The sequence below is a fragment of the Kitasatospora sp. NPDC034023 genome, from assembly GCF_055575795.1.
Window position 1 is genome coordinate 39,966 of record NZ_JBVIRY010000020.1, and the last position, 26,577, is coordinate 66,542.

Annotated in this window: 25 protein-coding genes; 10 read left to right on the forward strand and 15 right to left on the reverse strand. The window is 73.5% G+C overall.

Annotated elements, in window-relative coordinates; genetic code table 11:
- Nucleotides 1–108: 108 nt before the first annotated feature.
- The 3 genes from ACZ52R_RS25245 to ACZ52R_RS25255 all read right to left on the reverse strand — a co-directional run bounded on the left by ACZ52R_RS25245 (nucleotide 109) and on the right by ACZ52R_RS25255 (nucleotide 3,997).
- On the reverse strand, nucleotides 109–972 hold the full coding sequence (locus tag ACZ52R_RS25245) for an MHYT domain-containing protein (protein WP_465754194.1): 864 nt from the start codon (nucleotides 970–972) through the stop codon (nucleotides 109–111).
- Between the two features lie 424 nt (nucleotides 973–1,396).
- Nucleotides 1,397–2,758, reverse strand: a complete 1,362-nt coding sequence (locus tag ACZ52R_RS25250; RefSeq protein WP_465754195.1) for a cytochrome P450 — start codon at nucleotides 2,756–2,758, stop codon at nucleotides 1,397–1,399.
- Nucleotides 2,759–2,929: 171 nt separating this feature from the next.
- Nucleotides 2,930–3,997 carry an RNA ligase (ATP) gene (locus ACZ52R_RS25255; protein ID WP_465754196.1) on the reverse strand — a complete coding sequence of 356 codons (1,068 nt, stop codon included), beginning with the start codon at nucleotides 3,995–3,997 and terminating at the stop codon, nucleotides 2,930–2,932.
- A 475-nt stretch (nucleotides 3,998–4,472) separates the two neighbouring features.
- On the opposite strand from ACZ52R_RS25255, the gene modA reads away from it, so the two are divergent.
- The 3 genes from modA (at nucleotide 4,473) to ACZ52R_RS25270 (ending at nucleotide 7,442) form a co-directional block, all read left to right on the forward strand.
- Nucleotides 4,473–5,324, forward strand: coding sequence for a molybdate ABC transporter substrate-binding protein (modA, locus tag ACZ52R_RS25260; protein ID WP_465620675.1), 852 nt, complete (start codon nucleotides 4,473–4,475; stop codon nucleotides 5,322–5,324).
- 98 nt (nucleotides 5,325–5,422) lie between these two features.
- Nucleotides 5,423–6,229 carry an ABC transporter permease gene (locus ACZ52R_RS25265; RefSeq protein WP_465620890.1) on the forward strand — a complete coding sequence of 269 codons (807 nt, stop codon included), beginning with the start codon at nucleotides 5,423–5,425 and terminating at the stop codon, nucleotides 6,227–6,229.
- Between the two features lie 118 nt (nucleotides 6,230–6,347).
- On the forward strand, nucleotides 6,348–7,442 hold the full coding sequence (locus ACZ52R_RS25270) for an ABC transporter ATP-binding protein (RefSeq protein WP_465754197.1): 1,095 nt from the start codon (nucleotides 6,348–6,350) through the stop codon (nucleotides 7,440–7,442).
- A gap of 105 nt (nucleotides 7,443–7,547) precedes the next feature.
- On the opposite strand, the gene ACZ52R_RS25275 is transcribed toward ACZ52R_RS25270, so the two are convergent.
- On the reverse strand, nucleotides 7,548–8,207 hold the full coding sequence (locus ACZ52R_RS25275) for a response regulator transcription factor (RefSeq protein WP_465620678.1): 660 nt from the start codon (nucleotides 8,205–8,207) through the stop codon (nucleotides 7,548–7,550).
- 106 nt (nucleotides 8,208–8,313) lie between these two features.
- Nucleotides 8,314–9,585 (reverse strand): sensor histidine kinase, encoded by a 1,272-nt coding sequence (locus tag ACZ52R_RS25280; protein ID WP_465754198.1) that lies wholly within the window; start codon nucleotides 9,583–9,585, stop codon nucleotides 8,314–8,316.
- Between the two features lie 235 nt (nucleotides 9,586–9,820).
- Between ACZ52R_RS25280 and ACZ52R_RS25285 the strand changes: the two genes are divergently transcribed.
- From ACZ52R_RS25285 to ACZ52R_RS25295, 3 genes are read left to right on the forward strand one after another with little or no spacing between them, the layout of a single operon-like run.
- The gene (locus ACZ52R_RS25285; RefSeq protein WP_465754237.1) at nucleotides 9,821–10,738 is read left to right on the forward strand and encodes an ABC transporter ATP-binding protein; all 918 of its coding nucleotides are present in this window, start codon (nucleotides 9,821–9,823) and stop codon (nucleotides 10,736–10,738) included.
- The gene (locus ACZ52R_RS25290; protein ID WP_465620684.1) at nucleotides 10,735–11,481 is read left to right on the forward strand and encodes a hypothetical protein; all 747 of its coding nucleotides are present in this window, start codon (nucleotides 10,735–10,737) and stop codon (nucleotides 11,479–11,481) included. The genes ACZ52R_RS25285 and ACZ52R_RS25290 overlap by 4 nt, the downstream gene beginning before the upstream one ends.
- Nucleotides 11,482–11,510: 29 nt before the next feature.
- The gene (locus tag ACZ52R_RS25295; RefSeq protein WP_465620685.1) at nucleotides 11,511–12,260 is read left to right on the forward strand and encodes a hypothetical protein; all 750 of its coding nucleotides are present in this window, start codon (nucleotides 11,511–11,513) and stop codon (nucleotides 12,258–12,260) included.
- A 205-nt stretch (nucleotides 12,261–12,465) separates the two neighbouring features.
- On the opposite strand, the gene ACZ52R_RS25300 is transcribed toward ACZ52R_RS25295, so the two are convergent.
- Nucleotides 12,466–13,605, reverse strand: a complete 1,140-nt coding sequence (locus tag ACZ52R_RS25300; protein ID WP_360490177.1) for a helix-turn-helix domain-containing protein — start codon at nucleotides 13,603–13,605, stop codon at nucleotides 12,466–12,468.
- Between the two features lie 87 nt (nucleotides 13,606–13,692).
- On the opposite strand from ACZ52R_RS25300, the gene ACZ52R_RS25305 reads away from it, so the two are divergent.
- Nucleotides 13,693–14,748, forward strand: a complete 1,056-nt coding sequence (locus tag ACZ52R_RS25305) for a ferredoxin reductase (protein ID WP_465754199.1) — start codon at nucleotides 13,693–13,695, stop codon at nucleotides 14,746–14,748.
- Between the two features lie 7 nt (nucleotides 14,749–14,755).
- Nucleotides 14,756–15,874 (forward strand): fatty acid desaturase family protein, encoded by a 1,119-nt coding sequence (locus ACZ52R_RS25310; protein WP_465620689.1) that lies wholly within the window; start codon nucleotides 14,756–14,758, stop codon nucleotides 15,872–15,874.
- A 33-nt stretch (nucleotides 15,875–15,907) separates the two neighbouring features.
- Here the strand turns inward: ACZ52R_RS25310 and ACZ52R_RS25315 are convergent, their stop codons facing one another.
- The 3 genes from ACZ52R_RS25315 to ACZ52R_RS25325 form a co-directional block, all read right to left on the reverse strand.
- Nucleotides 15,908–16,708, reverse strand: coding sequence for an aminoacyl-tRNA hydrolase (locus ACZ52R_RS25315; RefSeq protein WP_465754200.1), 801 nt, complete (start codon nucleotides 16,706–16,708; stop codon nucleotides 15,908–15,910).
- A 101-nt stretch (nucleotides 16,709–16,809) separates the two neighbouring features.
- A complete protein-coding gene (locus ACZ52R_RS25320) occupies nucleotides 16,810–17,334 on the reverse strand; it encodes a hypothetical protein (protein ID WP_465620693.1) in 525 nt (174 codons plus the stop codon).
- A gap of 98 nt (nucleotides 17,335–17,432) precedes the next feature.
- The gene (locus tag ACZ52R_RS25325; protein WP_360490188.1) at nucleotides 17,433–18,362 is read right to left on the reverse strand and encodes a hypothetical protein; all 930 of its coding nucleotides are present in this window, start codon (nucleotides 18,360–18,362) and stop codon (nucleotides 17,433–17,435) included.
- A gap of 124 nt (nucleotides 18,363–18,486) precedes the next feature.
- On the opposite strand from ACZ52R_RS25325, the gene ACZ52R_RS25330 reads away from it, so the two are divergent.
- The gene (locus ACZ52R_RS25330; protein ID WP_465620695.1) at nucleotides 18,487–18,858 is read left to right on the forward strand and encodes a YbjQ family protein; all 372 of its coding nucleotides are present in this window, start codon (nucleotides 18,487–18,489) and stop codon (nucleotides 18,856–18,858) included.
- Between the two features lie 84 nt (nucleotides 18,859–18,942).
- Nucleotides 18,943–20,154 carry an NAD(P)-binding domain-containing protein gene (locus ACZ52R_RS25335; protein WP_465620697.1) on the forward strand — a complete coding sequence of 404 codons (1,212 nt, stop codon included), beginning with the start codon at nucleotides 18,943–18,945 and terminating at the stop codon, nucleotides 20,152–20,154.
- 68 nt (nucleotides 20,155–20,222) lie between these two features.
- Here ACZ52R_RS25335 and paaE read toward each other — a convergent pair whose 3' ends face one another.
- The 6 genes from paaE to ACZ52R_RS25365 all read right to left on the reverse strand — a co-directional run bounded on the left by paaE (nucleotide 20,223) and on the right by ACZ52R_RS25365 (nucleotide 26,098).
- Nucleotides 20,223–21,365: a 1,2-phenylacetyl-CoA epoxidase subunit PaaE gene (paaE, locus tag ACZ52R_RS25340; RefSeq protein WP_360490194.1), complete on the reverse strand. Its 1,143-nt coding sequence runs from the start codon at nucleotides 21,363–21,365 to the stop codon at nucleotides 20,223–20,225.
- Nucleotides 21,366–21,914, reverse strand: coding sequence for a PaaD-like zinc ribbon domain-containing protein (locus ACZ52R_RS25345; protein ID WP_396287677.1), 549 nt, complete (start codon nucleotides 21,912–21,914; stop codon nucleotides 21,366–21,368).
- 176 nt (nucleotides 21,915–22,090) lie between these two features.
- Complete coding sequence (gene paaC / locus ACZ52R_RS25350) at nucleotides 22,091–23,017, reverse strand: 1,2-phenylacetyl-CoA epoxidase subunit PaaC (RefSeq protein ID WP_465754201.1); 927 nt, start codon at nucleotides 23,015–23,017, stop codon at nucleotides 22,091–22,093.
- Nucleotides 23,018–23,030: 13 nt separating this feature from the next.
- On the reverse strand, nucleotides 23,031–23,348 hold the full coding sequence (paaB, locus tag ACZ52R_RS25355) for a 1,2-phenylacetyl-CoA epoxidase subunit PaaB (protein ID WP_465662213.1): 318 nt from the start codon (nucleotides 23,346–23,348) through the stop codon (nucleotides 23,031–23,033).
- Nucleotides 23,345–24,361, reverse strand: coding sequence for a 1,2-phenylacetyl-CoA epoxidase subunit PaaA (gene paaA, locus ACZ52R_RS25360; protein ID WP_360490200.1), 1,017 nt, complete (start codon nucleotides 24,359–24,361; stop codon nucleotides 23,345–23,347). Before paaA ends, paaB begins: the two co-directional genes overlap by 4 nt.
- Before the next feature lie 312 nt (nucleotides 24,362–24,673).
- Complete coding sequence (locus ACZ52R_RS25365; protein ID WP_465620703.1) at nucleotides 24,674–26,098, reverse strand: M20 family metallopeptidase; 1,425 nt, start codon at nucleotides 26,096–26,098, stop codon at nucleotides 24,674–24,676.
- Between the last annotated feature and the right edge of the window lie 479 nt (nucleotides 26,099–26,577).

Sequence of the window (26,577 nt, forward strand, 5' to 3'; positions counted from 1 at the left end):
CGGGCGGAGGCGGAGGCGGAGTGGTCGGGAGCCGCACGAGGCCTGACGCGCCCGGGCACGCAGTGTCCAGGTGGCCGCGCTCAGGTGGCCGCGCTCAGGTTGCCGCGCTCAGGCGGCGCGGTCGTGGTGCTCCGCGTCGTGGCGCTCGACTCCGGGGAGAGCGGGCTCGGGCGGTTCGGGCACGGGGGGCGCGGCAGTGGCGGGGAGCTCCTCGATTGCCGGCTCGCCCGCCTCCCGGTAGCCGGCCCGCTCCTGGGCGGTCGGCGAGAGCGCGACGAAGGCCGAGGCGAGGAAGAGGAACGAGCCGAGGCCGACGGCCAGCGGGAAGACGAGCTCCATCGCGCCGGCCCCGCCGAGGCCGCCCCGGCCCGGCTCCAACCGGACGTGCACGGCGGCCATGCCGGTGTAGTGCATGCAGCTGACGGCGAGGCCCATGGCCAGCGCGGCGGCCCCGGCCGCGTAGACGTTGCGGATGGTCACGGCGGCCCAGAGCGCGGCCGTGGCGGCGCCGACCGCGACCAGTACGGACAGCGCGACCGTCCCGGCGTCGTAGCTCAGAGCGCCGTGCATTCGTACGGCGGCCATGCCCAGGTAGTGCATCGCGGCGACGCCGAGGCCGGTGGTGACACCGCCCGCCAGCAGGGAGAGGCCGCGGTGCGCGCCGTAGCAGACCACGGTCAGACCGAGGCCGGTGACCAGCACCGCGACCACGAGGCTGAGGACGGTCAGCGGGACGTTGTAGCGCAGCTCGGTGCCGTCGACGGCGAACCCGAACATGGCGACGAAGTGCATGGTCCAGATGCCGGAGCCGATCGCGGCGGCGGCCGTGACCAGCCAGTTCCGCCGGGCGGCACCGCTCGCGGCCAGACCGCGCAGCGTGCAGCGCAGCCCGAGGGCGGCGCCGGCGCAGGCCATCAGGTACGAGAGGGCGGGGGTCAGCCAGCCGAGACTGAGGGGGTTGAGGGTGCCCATGGGACCTCCGGTCGACCGGTCGGGCCCGGGGCGGTTCGCGGTGCGCCCGGGCTCCCCGGGCCGGGCGGACTCCATGCGATCGGCGGCGAGGCGCTGTCAGATCCGTGGGGACCCGGTCTCGTCATATGCCATTCGCATGTGCGCTTTCGGCCTGGGGTGCGTGGGACGCTATCGAGGGGCCGGAAACCGCCACCCGAAGATCTGAAAAGCTGCCCACGAGCGACGGGCGGTGTGTTCGAATGACCCGGTCGTATGCCCGGACGGCAGGCGGCAAACAACAAACAGCAGACGGATAACAGAGTTTGACATCTGTCATCTGTCCGCTGAAAGTTGAACGCCGACCGCCGACCGCCGACCGCCGACCGCCGACCGCCGACCGCCGACCGCCGACCGCCGACCGCCGACCGCCGACCGCCGAACCAGCTCAGCCCGCGGCCGCCACCCGGATCCGCATCGGGCTCGCCGCCCGCAGCGTGATCCCCTGGGCGAGCGCGACCCGCCGGTCCACCGCCTCCACCTCGAAGTCCCGCAGCAGCACCGCCAGGCTCAGCACCGACTCCAGCATCGAGAAGTGCTGCCCGATGCACGCCCGCGGCCCACCGCCGAACGGGAACCAGGCGTAGCGGTGCCGGGCCTTCTCCTCCTCCGGCAGGAAGCGGTCCGGGTCGAAGCGCTCCGGGTCCGCCCAGTGGTCGGGGTGCCGGTGGGTGACCAGCGGCGCGACGACGACCTGGGCCCCCGCCGGGATGACGTACCCGTCGATGACGGTCTCGTCGACCGCCCGCCGGCCGACCAGCGACGCCGCCGGGTAGAGCCGCATCGCCTCCTTCAGCACCCGGGTGATGTAGGGCAGTGCCTCCAGGTCCGCCGCCGTCGGCGCCCGCCCGGCCAGGACGGTCCGCGCCTCCTCCTGGGCGAGCTTCCGGTGCTCCGGATGCTTGGCCAGCAGGTGCAGCGCAAAGGCCAGCGAGGTGGCCGTGGTCTCGTGCCCGGCGATCAGGAACACCAGGACCTGGTCGCGGAGTTCGTCCGGGTCCAGCCGTTCCCCGTCCTCGCCGCGCGCCCGCCCCAGCAGCGTGAGCAGGTCGTCCGCGTCCTCGTTGTCCCCGCGCGCGGCGCGCTCCGCGATGATCCGGTCACAGACCTCGTACAGCGCCCGCTGGGCGCCGAGGCCGCGCCGGTTGCCCGGGGTCGGCCAGGTGCGCGGGACCCGGACCGGGGCGAAGCCGCGCTCCTTGACGTACTCGCCGAGCAGCGGGAAGTTGTGGTGGACCACCTCGACCGCTTCCTCCACGTCCGCGCCGAAGAGGATCCGCGCGACCGCCCGCATCGCGAACCGCGACATCTCCTCCGCCGCGTCCACCACCCCGTCCGGCACCGCGCGCCAGCGCTCGGTGAGCGACTGCGCCTCCCGCGCGATCACGTCCGCGTAGCCGTCCACCCGGCGGTGGGTGAACAGCGGCTGGATCAGTCGGCGCTGGCGCTGGTAGTCCTCGTCCTGGCTGGTCAGCAGGCCATTGCCGACGCTGGTCCGCAGCTCGTCGTAGAAGGCACTCTCCTTGCGGAAGTTGGCCGCCTCCCCGCCCAGCACCTTCTGGACCCCGTCCGGGGAGAACACCGCGTAGAACTCGACCCGCAGTCCGGGCGGGCCGGCCTGCAGCCGCACCACGTCGCCGTGGTCGCGGCGCGCCGCGAGGTAGGTGCGCAGCGGCCGGCGGGTGAGGTCGAACAGCGACCCGACCAGCGGATTGCCGACCGGTCCGGGTATGACGGTTTCGGTGGCCATGGGTGACTCCTTCTGCACAGGGATGCGCACCGACAACTCTACTGACGGGTAGTCAATGCCGGAAGGATCGTGCAACCAGTGCCGCCAGGACAGCCGGCGCGGCCGGCGCAGCCAGCGCGGCCAGCGCGGCGACGGGACAGCCAAGGCAGCCGGTCCCGTCGGCCTCTCGGCCTACTCGTACTCGGTGCCGCCCTTGCGCGTCAGGTAGGCGTCGCTGACCACCTTGGCGATCGCCCGCCCGCCGAGCTTCATGCTCCAGCGCTCGGTCACCGGCCGCACCACCACGCCCTCGCGCAGGTGGAGTTCGCGCCCGGAGCAGGTCTCCTTGCCGTGGGCGTGCGCCAGCACGGTCTCCGGGTCGAACGGCCCGCGCCACAGCTCGGGCACCAACGGCAGCTCACCGTCCAGCAGTTCGGGCGCGGACAGCCAGGTCAGCCGCCCGTCCACCACGGCCGACACGTCGAACGCCGCGTACCCGGGCCGCCCGGCGCGCGCGGAGACCCCGTAGGCCAGGTCCTGCACGCCCTCGCCGAAGACCTCGCCGAAGATACCGACCCGCTCGGCGCCGAGCCGCTCCGCCAGCCGGGCCGCCACCGCCGGGATGTCGTACGCGCGCACCGCCCGCCAGTAGAGGTTGCGCTCGTCCTCGGCCAGCGCCAGCCCCTTCGCACCGATCCCCTTGGACGACACCTGCACCTCGCCGGTCTCGGCGGTGTACGTGACCAGGCAGCAGCTGCCGTGCAGCTTCTCGGTCAGCACCACCGGCTCGCCGGGCTCGAAGACGTCGGGGTAGCGCTTGAGGTTCTCGATGTCCACCCAGGGCAGCAGGTCCGGAGCGCTGACCACGTCGCCGCTCATCGAGGTCGGCACCGGCGGCTGCCACTTGACCACGCCGAGCAGCTCGGCGAAGTCCGCGCCCTGCTCGGCCGCGGCCGCCAGGTCGGTGTCGGCGAGTGCGGCGGGCCGGCAGACGACGCCCTGGGACAGCTCACCGCGCAGCCGTACCGCCCTCACCCGGTTCGCCCGGGAGCCGGCCAGCTTGCCGGTCAGGCCGAGCTCCGCGATCAACTCCTCGGGGAGGACGGACTGTTCGGGAATGTAGACGGCGTGGTCTCCGGTCCGGTACGCGCCCCTCGCGACCACCGCCCGGTAGAGGCCGACCTGTGCGAGCTCCAGAGCATCGGCGTTCGGGTGCTCCAGGATGGTCAGCTTCTCGACGGTGACGCGCAGCGTGGACATGGACGGACTCCTCCCCTTGGTCCGACCGTGGCGGCGCGCTTCCGCGGCCGTGGTGGCTCGCACGCGCAGCTCGGTCGTGTGTACGGACGGCGACCACTCTGACCGCTCGACCGCCTTGGCGCGACGCATTTTCCGCACGCCCCGACCTCACCCCACGCCACCCCACGCCCCCGACATCACCCCACGCCCACGACATCACCGCGCCGCCCCGCCGCCCCGCCGCCCACGCCCGCGCCATCCCGCCAACCACCCTGTCGACCACTGCCAACCACCCTGTCGACCACCCCGTCGGCCACCCCCACCGCGCCCGTTTGAGCCATCCCACAGCAGGCCCGCGGCCCCCACCCGTCCCCACCTGTGCGAAGCAACAGAGGATTTATCGCTCGCATTTGCGGCACTATGATCGCCGTAATGGCCGCAGCTGCGGCCAGTCCCTCGCGCCCCTTCCGGCGCGCACCCCGGAGGGGAATCACCGATGAGCACCCGAACGACCGGCACCACCCGCAGACTCGCCGTCGCCGCAGCGGCCCTCGCCCTCAGCCTCGGGGTCACCGCCTGCGGCAGCGACGGCGGCAAGTCCTCCGGCTCCGCGGCGTCGACCGCCTCCTCCTCCGGGTCCTCCGCCGCCGCGGGTGGCGGTGTGCCGAAGGCCGGCGGCGCCATCACCGTCTTCGCCGCCGCCTCGCTCAAGGAGAGCTTCACCGAGCTGGGCAAGAAGTTCGAGGCGGCCAACCCCGGCAGCAAGGTCACCTTCAACTTCGGCGGCAGCTCCAGCCTCGCGACCAGCATCAACTCCGGTGCCCCGGCGGACGTGTTCGCCGCCGCCAGCCCGGCCACCATGAAGACCGTGACCGACGCGGGCGGCGCGAGCGGCCAGCCGGCGACCTTCGTCAAGAACACGCTCACCATCGCCGTCCCCAAGGGCAATCCCAAGCACATCGCGGGCCTCAAGGACCTCACCGGCTCCGGTGTGAAGGTCGCGCTGTGCGCAAAGGAGGTGCCCTGCGGCGCCGCCGCGCAGACCGCGCTCAAGGCCGCCGGCGTCGACCTCACCCCGGTCACCCTGGAGCAGGACGTCAAGGGCGCGCTCACCAAGGTCGAACTGGGCGAGGTCGACGCCTCACTGGTGTACAAGACCGACGTGCAGGCCGATGCTGCGAAGATCGACGGTGTGGACTTCCCCGAGGCCGACAAGGCCGTGAACGACTACCCGATCGCCGCCCTCGCCAAGGCACCGAACAAGGACGGCGCCGCCGCCTTCGTCGCGTACATCCAGTCGCCCGAGGCCAAGCAGGTGCTGACCGCGGCGGGCTTCCAGGCACCGTGAGCGACCGCACCACCGGCCCCGGGAAGCAGCGCGCGAGCCGCGGCCCCCAGGACCGCCGGGACCGGACCGCCGGCGACGCGGCAGGACCCGCGCAGGTCCTGCCGCGCCGCCGGCGCCGGTCGCGCACGCACCGCGTCCCGGTCACCCTGCTGCTCCCGGCGCTGCTCGGGCTGGCGTTCCTGATCCTCCCGCTGGTCGGCCTCCTGGTCCGGGCGCCGTGGAGCGCCCTGTCCGAGCAGCTCACCAGCCCCGCCGTCTGGGACGCGCTGCGCCTGTCGCTGATCAGCGCGACGGCGGCGACCGCCGTGTCGCTGGTCCTCGGGGTCCCGCTGGCCTGGCTGCTCGCCCGCACCGAGCTGCCGGGCCGACGGGTGATCCGGGCGCTGGTCACCCTGCCGCTGGTACTGCCTCCGGTGGTCGGCGGTGTGGCGCTGCTGCTGGTGCTCGGGCGGCGCGGCATCGTCGGCTCCTGGCTGGACTCAGCCTTCGGCGTCACGCTGCCGTTCACCACCACCGGGGTCGTGATCGCCGAGGCGTTCGTGGCGATGCCGTTCCTGGTGATCAGCGTCGAGGGCGCGCTGCGGGCCGCCGACCCCCGTTACGAGGAGGCCGCCGCGACCCTGGGCGCCTCCCGGCTGACCGCGTTCCGGCGGGTCACCCTGCCGATGATCGCACCGGGGATCGCCGCCGGGGCCGTGCTGGCCTGGGCCCGGGCGCTCGGCGAGTTCGGCGCGACGATCACCTTCGCGGGCAACTTCCCGGGACGCACCCAGACCATGCCGCTGGCCGTCTACCTGGCCATGGAGTCCGACCCGCAGGCCGCGATCGCGTTGTCGCTGGTACTGCTCGTGGTCTCCGTCGCCGTCCTGGTCGGCCTGCGCGACCGCTGGCTGTCGACCCCGTGACACCGCCCGCCCCCGCCCGCGCCTCCTCGGACGCCCCCGTGAACGCCCGGACACCGACCCGAGACACCCGAGACACCCGAGACGCCCGAAACGCCCGAAACGCCTGGACGCCGACCCGATGAGCACCTCGAACCCCGCGCACACCGAACGCCTCCCGAGCGCCGCCCTCGACGCCCGGCTACGGGTCGACCGCGCCGCGTTCACCCTCGACCTCGCCCTCACCGCCGCCCCCGGCGAGGTGATCGCGCTGCTCGGCCCGAACGGTGCCGGCAAGTCCACCGCGCTGCGCGCCCTCGCCGGCCTGCTCCCGCTCTCCGGTGGCCACCTGCGCCTGGACGGCGACACCCTGGAGGACCCGGCCGGGCGCGTGCACACCCCCGCCGAGGAGCGGCCGGTCGGCGTGGTGTTCCAGGACTACCTGCTCTTCCCGCATCTCAGCGCGCTCGACAACATCGCGTTCGGCCCGCGCTGCCAGGGCCGCCCCAAGCGCGCGGCCCGGGCCGAGGCCGCCGCCTGGCTGGAGCGGATGGGCCTGGCCGACCACGCCTCGGTCCGCCCCGGCCGGCTCTCCGGCGGTCAGGCGCAGCGGGTGGCGCTGGCCCGGGCGCTCGCCGTCCGCCCCCGACTGCTCCTGCTGGACGAGCCGCTGGCCGCCCTGGACGCCCGCACCCGCCTCGACGTACGGTCCCAACTGCGGCGCCACCTGGCCGAGTTCGACGCGGTGGCGGTGCTGGTGACACACGACCCGCTGGACGCGATGGTGCTGGCCGACCGGCTGGTGGTGATCGAGCACGGGCACGAGGTGCAGTCCGGCAGCCCGGCCGAGGTGGCCCGGCGGCCGCGCACCGACTACATCGCCCGCCTGGTCGGGCTGAACCTGTACCAGGGCCGGGCCGAGGGGACGCATGTCACGCTCCCGGACGGCACCGTCCTGGCCACCGCCGAGGAACTGGACGGCCCGGCGTTCGTCGCCTTCCCGCCGTCCGCGGTGACCCTCTACCGGGAGCGGCCGCGGTCCAGCGCGCGCAACCTGTGGCAGGTCGAGGTCACCAGCCTGGACCTGCACGGCGACCGGGTCCGCGCGGACCTGGCCGGCGACCTGCCGATGGCCGCCGACCTCACCCCGGCCGCCGTCGCGGAGCTGGAACTGGCGCCGGGGGTCACGGTCTGGGCCTCGGTCAAGGCCACCCAGACCCACGCCTACCCGGCCTGAGCCGCCACCCGCCGCCCGCCACCCCCTGCCGGGCCCACGGAGGCCACGGAGGCCACGGGGCCCGAAGACCATGGGGGCTACGGGTGCTACGGGGGGCTACGGGGACTACTCCGACGGCTCGACGAACCCCGACTCGTACGCGGCGATCACCGCCTGGGTGCGGTCGCGCGCACCCAGCTTCGCCAGCACGCTGCTGACGTGCGTCTTCACCGTCTGCACACCGAGGAACAGCTGCTCGGCGATCTCCCCGTTGCTGAGGCCCCGGGCGACCAGCCGCAGCACCTCCGCCTCCCGCTCGGTCAACGCCGCCCGCTCCATGGCGGCGCGGGCGGTCGGGTTGCCGTGCCCGGCGGCCAGGCGGCGGATCGCGGCCGGGAACAGCAGCGACTCACCCGCCGCCGCCAGCCGTACCGCGTGGGCGATCTCGGCCGCGCGGGAGCGCTTGAGCAGGAAGCCGTCGGCGCCCGCACGCAGCGCCTGGTAGACGTAGTCGTCGTTCTCGAAGGTGGTCACGACCAGAATCCGCGGCGGCCGCTCCCCCGGGGCGACGGGGCGCAGCAGCTCACGGGTGGCCGCCAGTCCGTCCATCACGGGCATCCGGACGTCCATCAGCACGACGTGCGGGCGCAGTTCACGCGCCAGGGCGACCGCCTCCGCGCCGTCGGCCGCCTCGCCGACGACCCGCAGGTCGCCCTGCGCCTCCAGGACGGCCCGCATGCCGGCCCGGACCAGCTCCTCGTCGTCGGCGAGCAGGATGTCCGTCATCCCCGTAGCGCCCCCGGCCATCCCCCGCGCACCCCCGGTCATCCCGCGCACATCTCCGGCCATCCCCGCGCACCCCCGCTCGGGCTGTCCGCCACAAGATCGTTCGTCACGAGCCCAAGCGTAGGGGCAGCCGGACGGTCAGCACCCACTCCCCGCTCCCGTCCTCCGCCGCCCCAGCCGTCGACTCCCCGCCGAGCAGCGTGGCGCGCTCGCGGATGCCGCGCAGGCCCTTGCCGCCCTTGCGCGCCCCGCCTGCCGCCGTCCGCACCCCGCCCACCGAGGGCCTCGCCCCGCCGCCGGGCAGCCGGCTGGCGCAGCGCAGCTCCAACTGCCCGGCCCGTACGGCGATCCGGACGTCGACCGGTTCGCCGGGCGCGTACTTGAGCGCATTGGTGACCCCTTCCTGGACGATCCGGTACGACTCGCGGGAGAGCACCCCGGGCAGCGCGCCCACCGGCACGTCGATCCGCGCCTCGACCGGGCTGCCGGCCGCGCGGGCGGTGTCGAAGAGTGCGGGCAGCTGGTCGATACCGGGCTGTTCGGTGGCCACGCCGTTCGCCCCGGCCGGGGTTTCGCGCAGCAGGACGAGGGTGCGTTCGAGGTCCTCCATGGCCTGGCGCCCGGTCTCCTCGATGACTTCGAGCGCCCTGGCGACGAAGGCCGGGTCCCCGACCTCGCGCGCCGCGCCCGCCTGAAGGACCGTCACCGTCAGTGCGTGGCCGATCGAATCGTGCAGTTCGCGCGCCAACCGGTTGCGCTCCAGCAGTCGTTCGGCCCGCAGCTCCGCCTCCGCCAGCCGCTCCGCCGGGGACGGGCCCAGCAGTCTTACCGCCAGGGCGAGTTGGAGTCGGCCCGCGTACACCAGGAACCAGCCGAAGCCGAGCACCAGCAGCGGGAGGAGCGGGAGGTACCGGAGCGCGTCCGGGCCGGTCAGCCGACCGTAGGCCGCGGCCAGGCCGAGGGCCATCGCGAACCCGACCACCGAACCGAGCGCGACCCGCCCGACCAGCCAGCCGGCCGTCCGCCGCCGGTCGGCCCAGCTGCGGGAGGGGTCGATGGCGATGTCCTCCTCGCGGTCGGGCACCAGCAGCAGCCGGGCCTGCACCCCCTCGGCGCGCCGCGCCGCCGGCACGAGGGCGACCACCACCAGCAGCACGGTGTCCGACGTGACACTCGCCATCAGGATCTCGCCGAGGCCCTTGTGGTACGTCCCCGGATAGATCATCAGCACGACGCCCGCGAAGATCCACCCGACCAGCAGGTGCACCAGCCGCGCGTACGTGGCGCCGGCCAGCAGCGGCGCGAGAAACCTGGGTACGGCCGTCGTGGACACACCGTTCCCGGGCGCGCGGGCCTTGAGCGCTGCGATCTTGGGCATCCGGCCATCCTGCCAGGTCAACCATGCCGCCGGGCTCCCGCACCGGTCGCCCGCGATCTCCCTCCGAGGAGGGAGGCGGATCCCCGCCCCGGCGGGATCCGCCGCACCCGCCCCCTCCGGTCGAATGGAACCACCGACGGAGACCGCCGACGGACACCACCGCCGGGGACCGCCGACGGACACCACCGCCGGACACGACCGGCGCAGACCGCAGCCCGAGGAGGGGAAGGCGACCGTGATCGAGATCCAGGACCTGACCAAGGAGTACGACGGCCGACGCGTCGTCGACGAGCTGACCTTCGAGGTCCGACCCGGCGTGGTGACCGGCTTCCTCGGCCCGAACGGCGCCGGCAAGAGCACCACCATGCGCCTGGTCCTCGGCCTCGACCGCCCCACCGCCGGCCGCGCCCTGATCGACGGCCGCCCGTACACCGAACTCGCCGACCCGCTGCGCCGGGTGGGCGCGCTGCTGGACGCCCAGGCCCTGCACGGCGGGCGGACCGCCCGGGGCCACCTGCGCTGGCTCGCCGCGAGCAACGGGCTGCCGGAGCGCCGGGTCGGCGAGGTGCTCGCCCAGGTCGGCCTGGCGGACGCGGCCGGGCGCCGGATCCGGAGCTTCTCGCTCGGCATGCGCCAGCGCCTCGGCGTGGCCGCCGCACTGCTCGGCGACCCGCCGGTCCTGATGCTGGACGAGCCGGTCAACGGCCTCGACCCCGAAGGCATCCGCTGGATCCGCACCCTGCTGCGCGACCTGGCCGCCGAGGGCCGGGCGGTACTGGTCTCCTCCCACCTGATGACCGAAATGGCCCTCACCGCCGACCACTTGGTGGTGATCGGCCGCGGCCGGCTGCTCGCCGACGCCGCGACCTCCGACTTCATCGACCGCCACGGACACACCCGGATCCGGGTGCGGGCCGTCGACCCGACCAAGCTGGCCGCCCTGCTCGGCGGCACCGGCCATGACCTCGACGCCACCGAAGTCGACGGCGGCGCCTGGGAGGTGAGCGGCGCCGAGCCCGAGCGGATCGCCGCGCTCGCCGCGGCCAACGGCGTGGTGCTGTACGAGATCGCCGTCCAACAGGACTCACTGGAGGAGGCGTTCATGCGGATGACCGCGGACAGCGTCGAGTACCGGGCGGAGGCCGCCGTATGAGGTCGGCCGCCTTCGGCGCCTTCCGCGCCGAACGGGTCAAGCTCTCCACCCTCCGCTCGCTCTGGGTCACCCCGCTGCTCGCCCTCCTGCTCACCGCCGGGGCCACCACGGCCGTCGGCGCGGCCCTCGGCGGCAGGGACCGCAACATCACCGACGACCCGAGCATCGGCGTCTTCTACGGGCTCAACTTCGGTCAGGCGGCGCTGGCTTGCTTCGGCATCCTGCTGATCGGCCAGGAGTTCAACACCCGGATGATCGACGTTTCGCTCACCGCCGTGCCCCGACGCGGCCGACTGTACGGCGCCAAGCTGGCGCTGGGCGGGCTGGTCGGCCTGGTCGTCGGCGCCGTCGGGACGGCGGGCGCGTTCGCCGGGTACGCGGCCACCGTCCCCGGCGCCTGGGACGGCCCGCCCCTCGTCCGCAGCGCCGTCGCCGGTGTGCTCTACCAGGCGCTACTGGTGGTGTTCTGCCTCGGAGTGACCACCGCGCTCGGCAACCTCACCGCCGCCATGGGGCTGCTGGTCCCGACCGTCTTCCTGCTCTCGCCGCTGCTCAGCGGCGTGCCCGGGATCCGCCGGGTGGTCCGGTTCCTGCCCGACCGGGCCGGCCAGTACGCGCTGCGGTACGTCGACGACCCGCAGGTCGGGTACGGCCACTGGACCGGACTGCTGATCATGGCGCTCTGGACGGCGCTGGCGGCGTACGGCGGCCTGCGGGCGATGCGCCGTAGCCCCACCAAGTAACCCCGGATGAACGGGAGATGGGAGAGACCGTGAGCACGCTTTCCGGCGCCCTGCGCGCCGAACGGATCAAGTTCACCACCCTGCCCTCGCAGTGGGCGGCCCCGCTGGTCGCACTGGCGCTGACCGTCGGCATCACGGCGGCGGTCAACGCCGCCTACGGGGCGAAGGACCACACCCCCGGAGCGGACCCGGCCGGCGGGATCTTCTACGGGCTGCTGTTCGGCCACGTCGCCGTGGCCTGCTTCGGAATCCTGCTGATCGGGCCGGAGTTCAACACCCGCATGATCGGCAGCTCGCTCACCGCCGTCCCGCGACGCGGTCGGCTCTACGGCGCCAAGCTCGCGCTCGGCGCCGGGCTGGGCCTGCTGCTCGGGTTGGTCTCCACGGCGGGATCGTTCCTGGCCGTCGACGCCACCGCCGGCCTGGACTTCTCCACCCCGGGCCTGACCCGAAGCTTCCTCGCCGGTGTCCTGTACCACCCGATGATGGTGTTGATCTGCCTCGGACTGACCACCATGCTGGGCAACTTCAGCGCCGCACTCGGCCTGCTCACCCCGATGGTCTTCCTCGGCACCACATGGCTGGCCGCCATCCCCGGCGTCCGCGAGGTCGGCCAGTTCCTGCCCGACCGGGCCGGCCTGTACGCGATGCGCACCCAGCCGGAGCCGGGCGTCCACTACGGGCACTGGACCGGGTTGCTGATCATGGCGCTCTGGACGGCGCTGGCGGTCCTCGGCGGCCTGCGGGCGATGCGCCGGTACGAGGCGTCGGGCGGGTAACGGCAGACAGCGAACAGATGACAGGGTTCAGCTTTCAGATTTCGAAATCTGTCATCTGTCTGCTGTTCGCTGTTCGCTGTTCGCTGTTCGCTGTTCGCTGCCATCCGCCAGCCGCCACAGCGCCGGGTGCCGCGATCACCGTGCAGCCGCCCGGGGCGATCTCCCTGTACGGGGGTCCTTGCTGGTCGCACAAGAGATCAAGGGCCTAACTGACCCGAAGACCCACCGCCAGGGTCAGTTCAAGGACCCGGTGCGGCGATGCGAGATCCGGAAACAGCTCCCGCAGCTGCGACATCCGGTACCGGACTGTCTGGGGATGGACGAACAACGCCGCCGCCACCTCGTCCCGCCTGCCCTGGTGCAGCAGCCACGCCCGCAAGGTCTCCTCCAGCCGCCGTGCGGTCGCGGCAGGCAAGGTCCGCAACGGTGCGAGGGCTCGGGCACGCAGGTCTGCGAACGCGTCCACGTCGGCGCTCAGCACCAGCTCGGGAAGGTGGTCCTCGGTGTCGCGAATATCAGAGGAGAGGGAGCGCGCGCGTGCGGCTCGTGCGTACGAGGCGGACGCACGAGTCCATGGCCGTGCCGGACCGACCACGGCGGTGCGGTCGGTCAGCTGCCGCAAGAGGTGTGATCGGTCGGCATCGGGGACGAGCAGCACACCGGTGGCGTCCGGCAGATCGTCGAGGACGAGAGTGCTCGGGTCGAGCGCGCGGTAGGCGGGCCGGGCCTGGGCGGCGGGCAGCAGGACGGCGGTCAGCGAAACCGGGGGCTGCCACCCGGCCCGTTGAGCAGAGGCCAGCAACACGTCCGGGCTCGCGCCGGCGAGGAGGTCGCGGGCCAGGTGTTCCAGGTGGCGCTCGTGGGCCCTGCCCCGGGCGGCCAGTTCGTCGGCATGGCCCGCGGCGCTCGCGGCGGAGAGCTCGTCGATGTAGGCGAAGGTCAGCTCGGCGAACTTGGCGACCTCGGCGGCGGGCAGACCTGCGGGTACGGCACCCGCTGCCAGGCATCGCCAGGCCACGCGGGCGCCGACGCGGTAGGCACTGAGCAGGGCGTCCATCGAACGGCCGTCGCGCACCTCGCCGCGGCCCAGCTCGTAGGCTGCGTCACCGGCGTCGCCACCCGTGGCGTTCCCGCTCGCGAGGTCCAGGTAGTGCCCCAGGGCGGTGCGGACGGCTCGGCGGATGGTGCCGCCCATGCGGCCCGAAAGGGCGTTGGCATAGGGAGGGACCTCGTCAATGATCGCCTCGACGACCTCGTCGGCGGTGGCCGTCAGCACAGCCCGAAGCGCGGTGACCGTCGTCTCATCCAGGACCAGCTCGCTGGCCCTCAGGATTGCATGGCTCACGTTTTTGTTCCCTGCGAACAATTCAGCCGACCAGATTTACGTCCTATGGTCAGGACTTTACGCCCTGAGGCGCAGCAAGCTGGAGTCATGACGAGTGCAGCCCTCCGCAGCAGGGCGTGGAAACTGCTGGAGATGGTCACGACGCCGCTGCTGCCGTCGGACTACCTCGACCTGGTCAGCCCGCTGCGTGCGGGCGCGGACCTGCGTGGGCGCATCGAGGCCGTGCACCCCGAGACGGGTGACGCCGCGACCATCGTGATCAGGCCGGGACGGGGCTGGCGCGGCCACACGGCCGGTCAGTACGTGCGGATCGGAGTCGACGTCGACGGGAGGCGCCTGTGGCGTGCCTACTCCATCACCTCGCCGACAAACCGCCAGGACGGCCGCATCACGATCACCGTGAAGGCGATCCCGGACGGCAAGGTCAGCAACCACCTGGTCCGCAGGGCGACACCGGGCACGCTGATCCAGCTCGACCAGCCGACCGGTGACTTCGTGCTGCCGCAGGCCACGCCCGCCAAGGTGCTCTACCTGACGGCCGGCAGCGGCATCACGCCCGTGATGGGCATGCTGCGCGACATCGAGTTGGACGACGTCGTCATGGTCCACTGCGCGCCGCAGCCGCAAGACATGATCTTCCGCAGCGAACTGCACAGCCTGGTCGCGGACAAGAAGCTGCGCCTCACCGAGGTGCACACCAACCAAGGCGGCAGGCTCGACATCGCCCGTCTCGGCGAACTCGTGCCCGACTGGGCCGAGCGCGAGACCTGGGCCTGCGGGCCCGCGGGCCTGCTCGACGCCGCAGAGGAGCACTGGACCGAGCACGGCGTCCGAGAGCGTCTGCGCACCGAACGGTTCCGCCCCCGCATCGTCGTCACCGGCGACGGCGGCGAGGTCACGTTCAGCGCCACCGGCAAGACCGTCGACGCGGACGGCGCCACGCCGTTGCTGGACGTCGGCGAGGAAGCCGGCGTGCTGATGCCCTCCGGGTGCCGTATGGGCATCTGCTTCGGCTGCGTCACGCCGCTCAAGGCGGGCGCCGTCCGCGACCTGCGCACCGGCGAGATCACCGAGGCCGAACCGGGCGTCCTCATCCAGACCTGCGTGTCCGCCGCGGCGGGCCCCTGCGACATCGAACGGTAGAGGCACCTTGACCGCCATCGACCCCACCGCCCACCTGACCGCGGAGCAGATCGAGGAGCTCGGCCGCGAGCTGGACGCGATCCGCGACGAGGTGATCGCCGATCGCGGCGAGAAGGACGCCGCCTACATCCGCAAGGTCATCTCGGCGCAGCGCAAGCTCGAGCTGGCCAGCAGGGGCGTGCTGCTGTTCTCGATCTTCCCGCCCGCGTGGCTGCTCGGCACCGCCGGTCTGTCCGTGGCGAAGATCATGGACAACATGGAGATCGGCCACAACATCCTGCACGGCCAGTGGGACTGGATGCGGGACCCGAAGATCCACTCCACCACCTGGGAGTGGGATCACGTCTCGCCGTCCGAGCAGTGGAAGCACTCGCACAACGAGCTGCACCACACGTACACCAACGTGATCGGCAAGGACAACGACCTCGGCTACGGCATCATGCGCGTCGACGAGGACCAGAAGTGGCACCCGTTCCACCTCGGCCAGCCGCTGTGGAACCTCGTCAACGCCTGCTTCTTCGAGTACGGCATCGCGGCGTACGACCTGGAGCTCGGCAAGAACCTGCACAAGCGCCGCCGCAGGAACCCGGAGTTCCGCGCGCGGGCCAAGGCCGTGGGCCGCAAGATCCGCAAGCAGGTGCTCAAGGACTACGTGATCCACCCGCTGCTGTCGGGCCCGTCGTTCCTCACCACGCTGGCCGCCACGTTCACCGCGAACCTGGTCCGCAACATCTGGACCCACTCGGTGATCATGTGCGGGCACTTCCCCGAGGGTGTCCAGGTCTTCGAGCGCCGGTCGATCAAGGGCGAGACGCGCGGCCAGTGGTACCTGCGCCAGATGATGGGCTCGGCGAACATCAGCGGCAGCAGGGCCATGCACTTCATGACCGGCAACCTGTCGCACCAGATCGAGCACCACCTGTTCCCGGACCTGCCGAGCAACCGGTACGCCGAGGTCGCGGTGAAGGTGCGCGCGCTGTTCGAGAAGTACGAGCTGGAGTACGTCACCGGACCGTTGCCGAAGCAGGTGTTCTCCGCGTGGCGCAAGGTCTTCCGGCTCTCGCTGCCGAACAAGAAGCCCAAGGTCACGACGCCGGACCGGGAGCAGGAACTCGTCGCGGCCTGATCCCCGGTACCGGTTCTCCGGGTGACGACGCGTTCACGAACGCCGAAGGCGCGGGGTGGGGCAGTAGCGCTCGCCTCCTTCGACTGCAACAGTCGGCCCGGGGGCGATCTCGGTGAAGCCCGCGTCCCGGACCACCGGCAGCCCGCTGCGGAGGAGTTCCTCCCACGCCTCGGGCTCGGCCGTCCGCACCGCCAGCGCGAAGCCGGACTCCGCCCACTCCTTGCGCTGCGTCTCGTCCAGCTCCCACCACGCGAGCTGGGCGGCGTGTCCGGTCTGGGCCATGGTCTTGCCCGCGCTCATCTCCAGCTCCGGGTTGAGCCACAGCACCGGCAGCCCCGGGTCGGGCGCGCCGACCTCGGCGGTCTCCTCCAGGTCCGTCCCGGAGACCTGCAACTTGGCGAGTTCCTTCGGCCAGCCGTCCAGCGGGATCGGCGGGAACACCCGCACCTCCGCCTCCCGCCCCCGCACCGTGATGCCCGGCAGCTCCCCGGCCCGGCGCCACTCCCCGCCACGGGCCCGCCGGACCACCTTGCGGATCCGGGCGTCCTCCCAGGCCGCGACCCGCTCGGCCCACTCGCCGTCCGCCTCGGTCACCCGCGGGTCGGCCAGCAGGGTGAGCACCGCCCGGGCCGAGGTCTCCAGCGCGTCCGTCCGCCCCGGCGGGGTGGCCCGCTCCAGTCGGACGAGCAGCGGCAGCACGTACTGCGGCCGCGCGTCACGACCCTCGGGGGCCGGGGATTCGCCGGAGCCCGCGTCAGTTGCGGAAGGCGAGGCAGGTGAGGCAGGCGAGGAAACCGGGGGAACGGAAGCCGGGGCATCGAACGGAGAAGTCACCCGTCCAGCATGCCAGCCCCACCCGGCCCGGCTCGGCCCACCCCGTCCGGCCCGCTTTCGGCCCCCTTTCGGCCCGCTTTCGGCCCCGGTTCAGCCCCCGTTCAGCGCAGCCGCTGCCGCAGCTCGTCCACGGCCGCCCGGATGCCCGCGCTGTAGGCGTCCTCGGGCAGCGCGTCCAGGCTGCGCACGGCCTGATCCAACTGTTCGCGCGCGAGGTCTGGCTCGCCGAGCTTGAGGTGGTCGGAGGCCAGGTTGAGGTGCAGCGAGGGGTAGAAGGCGCGTACCTGGAGGGCCGGTTCGTAGGTCCGGGCGCGCTCGGCGGTCAGTGAGTCGGCGGCGGCCAGCGCCCGCCGGTCCCATTCCAGCTCGGCCTGCGGGTCGTCCTGAAGATCGGCCAGATAGTGCGCCAGCACGCAGCGGTGGAAGACGTCCTGGTCCCCGAGCTCCTCCCAGAGCGCCTCGAAGCCGGCCCGCGCCTCGGCCGTCTGCCCGCGCTGGGCCGCCCGTACGCCGTCCAGCCCGAGCGCGATCCGGTCCAGTGCCCGATCGTCGCCACCGGCCAGGGGTTCGCCGGCCCGGCCGGAACCAGTCGAGGACACCTCACGCATATCAGGCACATCGGACATGCCCGCAGCCTAGCCGCCCGGCCGGCGACCCGCCCCACCCGATCACAGACCCGCCCCGGCCGTCCGGCGCCCAGTCCCGGCCGTCCCATCCGCTCCGGTCAGCGCCGGTAGCCGCGCTGCGGGTCTCGCTCCTCCGCGTCCTCGTACATCAGGAACCAGCCCTCCGGGTGCGTGGCCGCCAGCAGCGCCTCCGTCCGCTGTTCCGCACCGAGCTCGGGGTCACCGTCGTCGGGCCCGTAGACGCCGAACAGCTCGTCGTTGCAGCCGTCCCAGTCGTAGTCGTAGAGATCGGCCGGGAGGTCGCCCATCATGTCGGCCACCGACTCGGGCTGCGCACCGAGCAGTGCCCGGGCGTCCACCAGCGCCATCCGCAGCCCGATCTCCTCCGCCAGGCAGCGCGGCAGCGGCCATTCGCCGAGCGCGAGATCGTCGGCCAGGTCGTCGAAGGCCCGGGCGATCGCCCGGCGCCAGGCCACGTGCATCCGCCAGGTGCGCTGGGGCAGGCGGGCGAAGACCGTCCAGTCGATGTCCTCGCCGTCGGCGACCGCCTCGTCCCCGTGCTCGTCGAGGTCGTCGTAGGCGGCGTCGGCCAGGCCGAGCAGCTGGGCGTGGAGCAGGCAGGCGGTGCGCGGGGTGAGCGTCCAGTCCGCGCCCGCGCCGCCGTCCTCGTCGTCGCTCTCCAGCGGGAAGAGTTCGGCGAAGTCCGGCGTGAAGTCCTCGGTCACGCTGATCTCCAGCGTGCCGCCGATCGCCTCGACCCCGGGGATGGCGGCCACCAACCGGTCCGGGTGCAGCAGCGCGCCGAGCGCCGCGTTGGCGTCCTCGGCGACCTCGCGCAGCAGTTCACGGCGCTGGCCGGCCGGGTCGATGCCCCCGAAGTCCAGCTCCTCGACGACCCTGATCGCGGCCGCGCGCAGGGCCGGCCAGTCGGTGATCCGCAGGCCCAGCACCACCGTCGCCTCGATCTCCTGCGCACCGGAGTCCTCCGCCGCGCCCGGCCCCTGTGGATGATCGCTTCGCTCGCCCATGGGGCTACGGTACGGCTTTTCGGCCGCCCGATCACCGGTCCGGCCCAGCTTCCGGCAGCCTTCTCGGCCACCGCCCGGCCCAGCCTCGGTCACTCGGACGCATGACATTGGCAGGATGCGTCCCATGGCTGACATCAATGAGTACGGCGGCGGGCAGGGCCCGAACGCCGATGTCCTGGTCGTGACCACCAATGACATCCCCGGCTTCCGGGTCGATCACGTGATCGGCGAGGTCTTCGGGCTGACCGTCCGCAGCCGCCACGTCGGCAGCCAGATCGGTGCCGGTCTGAAGTCGCTGATCGGCGGCGAGCTGCGCGGTCTGACGAAGACCCTGGTCGAGAGCCGCAACGAGGCGATGCAGCGGCTGGTGGAGCAGACCAGGGCGCGCGGCGGCAACGCCGTCCTGATGATGCGCTTCGACGTGACGGAGGCGGCGGACGTCGGCACCGAGGTCTGCGCCTACGGCACCGCCGCGCTGATCTCCCCGATCGGCTGAAACCCGGTCCCGCCCGCCCACGGGAGCAGCGGGTACAAGCACGAACGGCGGGAACAGTCGCCGGGCCCCCGATGTTTCACGGGCGTGACTGTTTACGGTGCAACAACCTTCGGCGCGACGGACGCCGCGCCGCAGCGCGTGGACGTCCTGGTGGTGGGCGCCGGGCAGGCGGGCCTGTCCGCCGCCTACCACCTGCGCCGCCGCGGCTTCGCCCCCCACCGGGCGGGCACCGACGGCGGCTTCGTCGTGCTCGACGCCGACGCCGAGCCCGGCGGCGCCTGGGCGCACCGCTCACCGTCCCTGCGGATGGCCACCGTGCACGGTTTCCACGACCTCCCGGACGCCGAACTCCCGCCGGCCGACCCCGAGGCGCCCGCACGCGAGGTGGTGCCGGGGTACTTCGCGGCGTACGAGGCCCGGCACGCGCTCCCGGTCGTACGCCCGGTCGCGGTGCGCGCCGTACACGCCGAGTCCGAGCGCCCCGACTCCCGGCTGCTGGTGGAGACCGACCGCGGCGCCTGGTCCACCCGCGCGCTGATCAACGCCACCGGCACCTGGACCCGACCCTTCCTCCCGCACTACCCGGGCCACTTCGCCGGGCGCCGGCTGCACTACGCCGACTACCGCGGCCCCGAGGAGTTCACGGGCAAGCGCGTCCTGGTGGTGGGCGGCGGCGCCTCGGCGATCCAGGTGCTGTCCGAGGTGGCGGCGGTCGGCGAGACGGTCTGGGTCACCCGCTCCGAACCCGTCTACCACGAAGGGCCGTTCACTCCTGAGTACGGGCGCGCGGTGGTCGCCAAGGTCGAGGAGCGGGTCCGGCAGGGGCTGCCGGTGCGCAGCGTGGTGAGCGTGACCGGGCTGGGCCCGTCCGTCGCCTACCGGCGCGCCGAGGAGCTGGGCGCGCTGCACCGCAGGCCGATGTTCGACCGCCTCACCGAGCGCGGAGTCGCGTGGGGTGACGAGGAGCTGGCGGTGGACGCGATCGTCTGGGCCACCGGCTTCCGCCCCGAGGTCGGTCACCTCGCCCCGCTCGGGCTGCGCTCCCCCGGCGGCGGCATCGCGCTCACCGGCACCCGCGCCACCGCCGATCCGCGCGTCCACCTGGTCGGCTACGGCCCCTCTGCCAGCACCGTCGGCGCCAACCGGGCCGGGCGCGCGGCCGTCAACGACCTGGTCAAGCTGCTCGGCGACCCTGCGGAGCAGCCCGACCCTGCGGAGCAGCCCGACCCTGCGAAACAGCCCGGCCCGGCGATGCAGCCCGACCCGGTAGAGCAGCCCGTGCCGGCGGCGGTCTGACCGTCCCCGGAGCGTCGTCTGACGCTTGACCACCCGGCCGCCGCCGGATCACCCGCCGACCGCGGGGCTCAGCGGTCGTAGTCCACCGTCACCCGGTCGGTGAGCGGGCGGGCCTGGCAGGTGAGGACGTAACCGGCGGCCAGTTCCTTCTCCTCCAGGGCGAAGTTGCGGCGCATCTCCACCTCGCCCTCGGTGACCAGGGCGCGGCAGGTGCCGCAGACCCCGCCCTTGCAGGCGAACGGCAGGTCGGGGCGGGAGCGCTGGGCGCCGTCCAGGATCGAGCGGTCGCGCGGGAGGGAGAGGGCGCTGCCCCGGCCGTCGAGGACGAGGGTGACCTCGCTGTGCTCACCGGGCCCGCCGGCGGACGAGGCGTCCGTGCGGTCCCAGTCCTCGTCGCGCTCCGGGAGCGGCTCGTCCTCGGCGTGGAACAGCTCCTGGTGCACCCGCTCGCCCGGGACGTCCAGCTCGGCGAGCAACTCCTTCGCCCCGGTGACCATGCCGAACGGGCCGCACAGCCACCAGTGCCCGACGCTCCCGACATCCACCAGCGCCGCCAGCAGCGCCCGCACCCGCTCCGGGTCCAGGCGTCCGCTGAGCAGCTCGGCGTCCCTGGTCTCCCGGGAGAGCACGTGGACCAGCTGGAAGCGGCCGAGGTAGCGGTCCTTCAGGTCGGCGAGCTCGTCCGCGAACATCACCGTGTCGCTGCGCCGGTTGCCGTAGAGCAGGGTGACGGTGGAGCGGCGGTCGGCGGCCAGCACCGAGCCGGCGATCGACAGCATCGGGGTGATGCCGGAGCCGGCCGCGAGCAGCACGTGGTCGGCGGGGACGCCGAGTTCGGGGGTGAAGAGGCCCGACGGCGTCAGGACCTCCACCTCCTCGCCGGACCGGGCCTCGCGCACCAGCCAGCGCGAGAACAGCCCGCCCGGCACCTCCCGGACGGCGATCCGCAGCGGGCCGCCGACGGGGGCGCAGATGGAGTACGAGCGGCGCTCGTCCGCGCCGTCCACCAGCTTGCGCAGCGTCAGGGTCTGCCCGGGGCGGAAGGCGAACGCCTCCGTCAGCTCGTCCGGCACCTCGAAGGTCACCGCCACGGCGTCCTCGCAGAGCCGCTCCACCCGGTCGATCCGCAGCCGGTGGAAGGTGGGGCGGCGGGCCGGGCGGATGCCGGTCGCCGGGGTGTCGGCGGAGGCGGGCGAGACGGCGGCGGGCATTCAGATCTCCTTGACGCGTTCGAAGGGCTCCCGGCAGGCGCGGCAGCGCCAGAGCGCCTTGCAGGCGGTGGAGCCGAAGCGGGACAGCTCCTCCGTCTCCGTCGCACCGCAGAGCGGGCACGGCACGGGGGCCGCGGCAACGGCTGCGGTACGGGTCGCGACTGCGGTACCGGTCGCGGCGATGGCGGCTCCGGCGAGGGTCTCGGCTCCGGTACGGGTCTCGGCTCCGGCGCGGGTCGGGCCGAGGGCGAGCAGGACCGGTCCGGCCGCGCGGACGGCGGAGGTCGGACGCGGCGGGGCGATCCCGGCCTCGGCGAGTTTGCGGCGGCCCTCGGCGGTGATCAGGTCGGTGGACCACGGCGGGTCCAGCCGCAGCCGCACCCGGACCTCCCGGTACCCGGCGGCGCGCAGGCGGCGGTCCACGTCGGCGGCCATCTCGGCGACGGCGGGGCAACCCGAGTAGGTCGGGGTCAGCCAGGCGGTGACCGCACCGGTGCCACCGTCCACCTCGACGTCGGCCAGGACGCCGAGGTCGGCCAGCGTGAGCATGGGCAGCTCCGGGTCCGGGACGGCCGCGGCGACCGCCCAGGCCGGGTCGCGGGTGGTGCCCACGGTCGCCAGGCCGACGGTTTCCACCACCGCGTCCTCCGTCACCACGTCGTCCACCAGCACGTCGCCCACCAGCGCGTCGTCCACCACCGCGTGTTCCGTCACCACGTCGTCCGTCACCACGTCGCCCCCGGGTGTGCGCGGGCCAGCACCTGCAGCTCGGCGAGCAGCGGGCCGAGGGCCTCGGTGTGCACGCCGTCCCGGCCGGCCAGGCCGAGGACGGTGGCCAGCGGCGGCACGTCCGGCACGGTCAGCCCGGCCTCGGCGAGGACGGCCGCGAGCGAGCGCAGCACGGGTTCGCGCAGGGTCGCCGGGTCGACGCCCACCCGCAGCTCCACCGGGTGGGCCGTGAACAGCTCCTCCAGCAGCGGCCAGACGGCGTCCAGCCCGGCCTGCATCCGCTCGGCGGAGTACGGCGTGCCGTCGCCCAGGCGCAGGGTCCACGCGGTGGCGTACTCGCGGTGGTACGCCAGCTCCTTGACGCCCCGGGCCGCGACCGCCGCCAGCACCGGGTCGGGGTGCGCGCTCAGCGCCTCGTACAGGGCGCCTCGCGCGGTGGCGAACAGCAGCAGCCGGGCGATCGAGTACGCGAAGTCGCCGTTCGGCGTCTCCACCAGCCGGACGTTGCGGAACTCGCGGTCCTCGCGCCAGTACGCGAGGTCGTCCTCGGTGCGGCCGGAACCGTCCGCCTGGCCGGCCCGGGTCAGCAGCAGGCGGGACTGGCCGAGCAGGTCGAGGCCCAGGTTGGCGAGCGCGACCTCCTCCTCCAGCTCGGGCGCCCGGGTGCACCACTCGATCAGCCGCTGGGAGAGGACCAGGGCGTCGTCGCCGAGCATCTGGCAGTAGGCGGCCAGGTCCGTGCCGTCGATCCCGGCGGGCAGGGTGGTGTCCACGCCGAGCAGCGGGTCGGCGAAGCCCGTCCCGTACGCCCAGCGGCCCTCGCCCTCGGGGCGGGGGGCCGCCTCGGTGAGGCTGAGGTAGACGTGGTCGTCGTGGTCGGCGCCGGTGGCGGCGTGTCCCTGCGTGGCGGTGTGGTCCTGCATGGCGGTTCCCCCGTCAGATGTGCGGGACATCCTCGGGGATGTCGTAGAAGGTCGGGTGGCGGTAGACCTTGTCGCCGCTGGGCTCGAAGAACGGGTCGCGCTCGTCCGGGGTGGAGGCGGTGATCGCGTCCGAGCGGACCACCCACAGGCTGACGCCCTCGTTGCGGCGGGTGTAGAGGTCGCGGGCGGCGAGCAGGGCCATCCGGTCGTCGGCCGCGTGCAGCGAGCCGACGTGGACGTGGTTCAGCCCGCGCCGGGGGCGCACGAACACCTCGTACAGCGGCCAGCCGGCCGTGGGCGCGGCCGTGGAGTCGGCCTTGGGCTCGGTCACTTTCCGTTCTCCTGTTCGGTGGCGTGCTGTTCGGCGTGCTGCTCGGCGGTGCGGGCGGACTGCTCCGCGGCGCGCTTGGCGGCGTAGGCGACGGCCGCTTCGCGGACCCAGGCGCCGTCCTCGTGGGCGGCGCGGCGGCGGTCGATCCGCTGGGCGTTGCAGGGGCCCTGGCCGCGGATGACCCGGTTCAGCTCGGACCAGTCCGGCTCGCCGAAGTCCCAGCCGCCGCGCTCCTCGTTCCAGCTCAGCTCGGGGTCGGGGAGGGTGACGCCCAGGTGCTCGGCCTGCGGGACGGTCATGTCGACGAAGCGCTGCCGCAGCTCGTCGTTGCTGTGCCGCTTGATCCGCCAGGCCATCGAGCGGGCGGTGTTCGGCGAGTCCGCGTCCGAGGGGCCGAACATCATCAGCGACGGCCACCACCAGCGGTCCACGGCGTCCTGGACCATCCGGCGCTGGGCCTCGGTGCCGCGCATCAGCGTCATCAGGAGCTCGTAGCCCTGGCGCTGGTGGAAGGACTCCTCCTTGCAGATCCGCACCATCGCGCGGGCGTACGGGCCGTAGCTGCAGCGGCAGAGCGGGACCTGGTTGCAGATCGCCGCGCCGTCCACCAGCCAGCCGATCACGCCGACGTCGGCGAACGTGAGGGTCGGGTAGTTGAAGATCGAGGAGTACTTCTGGCGGCCGGAGATCAGCTTCTCGGTGAGCTCGGCGCGGTCGATGCCGAGGGTCTCGGCGGCGGCGTAGAGGTAGAGGCCGTGGCCGGCCTCGTCCTGGGCCTTGGCGAGCAGGATGGCCTTGCGGCGCAGCGAGGGGGCCCGGGTGAGCCAGTTGCCCTCGGGCTGCATGCCGATGATCTCGGAGTGGGCGTGCTGGGCGATCTGCCGGATCAGGGTGGCCCGGTAGGCGTCGGGCATCCAGTCCCTGGGCTCGATCCGTTGCTCGGCGGCGATGACCGCCTCGAACCGGTCCTCCGGCGTCTGCGCGGGGACCGCCTCGGCCACCTCTGCTGTCACCACAGTCCCCTCTCGTGTCCTGCGCTGTCGGTCTGCCCGGGCTCGGGCGCCAACCGACTGACCGTTCGGTCGGTACCATTCTGCGCGGCGGGGCAGAGGGATGGCAAGGCGCGAAACAGATAACAGCTGACAGATTTCGAAATCTGTCAGCTGTTATCTGTCTTCCGTCATCTGTGATCTGTGATCTGTGATCTGTTCGCCGCCAGCCGCCGACCGCCGGCTGCCGACCGCCCGCTGCCGACAGTCAGCCGTCAGCGGCTACCTGTTCGCAGTCGGCCGCGACTCGTCCGCCGTCAGCGGCCCACCGTCCGCTCACCCCTCCGCGCGGTCGCGCAGTCGCGGCAGCGGTACGGCCAGGAGCGCCGCCAGCAGGGCGATCCGGGGGGCGAGCTGGTCCAGCCGGATGTGCTCGTGCCGGGCATGGGCCCCGGCGCCCACCGCGCCGAAGCCGTCCAGGGTCGGAAGCCCCCGCGAGCCCGGCAGGTTGGTGTCCCCCGCCCCGCCCGCCGGGGCGCCGTCCACCTGCTGCCCGAGCACCGCGGCGAGCGAACGCACGTGCCGCAGCAGTGGGTTGCCCGTCCGCTCAGGCCACGCCGGACGGCTGGACAGCACCTCGGTCCGCACCCGGGCACCCGGGCGCAGCGCGGTGAGCCGGGCGAGGTGGTCGAGCGTACGGCGCTGCGCCTCGGCGGTGGAGAACCGCAGGCCGAGCTCGGCCTCGGCTCGTCCCGCTATCACGTTGGCCCGCGAACCACCGCTGATCCGACCGGCGTTGAGCTCCGTACCGGGCTGGCCCGCGAGGCCGCGGACGGCCACAAGCTGGTCCACCAGCTCGTCGACCGCCGACACCCCGTCGTGGGCGTCGTTGCCCGCGTGCGCCTCGCGCCCGGTCACGGTGAGCCGGACCCGCGTGCTGCCGCGCCGCGCGGTCTTCAGCCGGCCGTCGGGGTGCGGCGGCTCCAGCCCCAGCACTGCGGCGGCGCCGCGCAGTTGGCGCTCGACCAGGCGCCGCCCGTCCGGGCTGCCGACCTCCTCGTCGGAGACCACGACCAGGCGCACGGCCCGGTGCGGCCGCTCCCCCAGGTCCGCGAGCAGCGCCAACGCGCCTTCCAGGATGGCGAGTCCGCCCTTCATGTCGACCACGCCGGGGCCGGTCAGCAGGCCGTCCTGCTCGGTGACCGGCCAGTCGACCAGGGTGCCGACCGGCCAGACGGTGTCATGGTGGCCGACGATCAGCAGGTGCGGCAGGGACTCGTCCCGCCCCTCCCACTCCAGAACGAGGTGGTCACCGGCCGGACCGGGTTCGCGGCGGGCCGTGGCACCGGTGGCGCGGAAGCCGGCGGCCAACTCCTCGGCGAGGGCGTCGAGTCGGGGGGCGTCCCCGCTGGGTGACTCGATCCGGGCCAGGTCGGCGCAGCGGCGTCGGACGGCGCCGGCGAGGGTACGGGCGCGGGCGCTGAGTGCCTGCGGCAGACCGGGCAGCGCCGCGGTGACCGGGGCGTTCGCGGCGGCGGCGGTGGCAGCGGTGACAGCGGCAACGGCGGTGCCAACGGCGGCAGGCGCGGGGTTCGCGGTGCCGCCCGGCGTCGGGGCTGCGGTGGTGGTGGCTGCCGCGGTGGTGGTGACGGCTGCGGCGAGGGCTTCGCCGTCGGCGGCGGCGGGGACGGAGGCCTGGGTTCTGTCGGGTTCCGCGGCGGCATCCGGCGCGGCGGGCGAGCCGACGATCTGGGGACTCAACGCTCGCCTCCGCGGCCGCCGCCGGTATTCAGCGGCCGGGCCGGCCGACCGCTCCCACCCGGGTACCGGCCCCGGCCGGACCGCGCCGTGCGGCCGGGATGATCGACGGCCCGCCGGAACGGCCCGTCTGGCCCAAGTGTGGTGGAACGGCTGGGCGGCGTGCTTGGCATTGCGTTCTCCTCGCTCGATCCGGTGGCCCCGGTCCGCCCGGAGCCCCGTGGACGGCGGCCTCCTGACGGCGGGCGCAGTGACCCGACCACCGCAGGGAAGCCGAGATGTGAGCCTAGAAGAACCGTTCGGCTTCCTGCGAGGTGGCCCTGCTCCCAGCGTGCCGGTACCGGGCCCAGCCTCGGACACCCGTCGGGGAACGGCGGCGGGCGCGCGGCACGCGGGCCTGGATCGGCGCGCGGGCGCGGTCGCCGGATCGCGCCCATCTCCACCATGGACCCGCCTCCCGGGTTCGGCAGCGCAAACCGCCA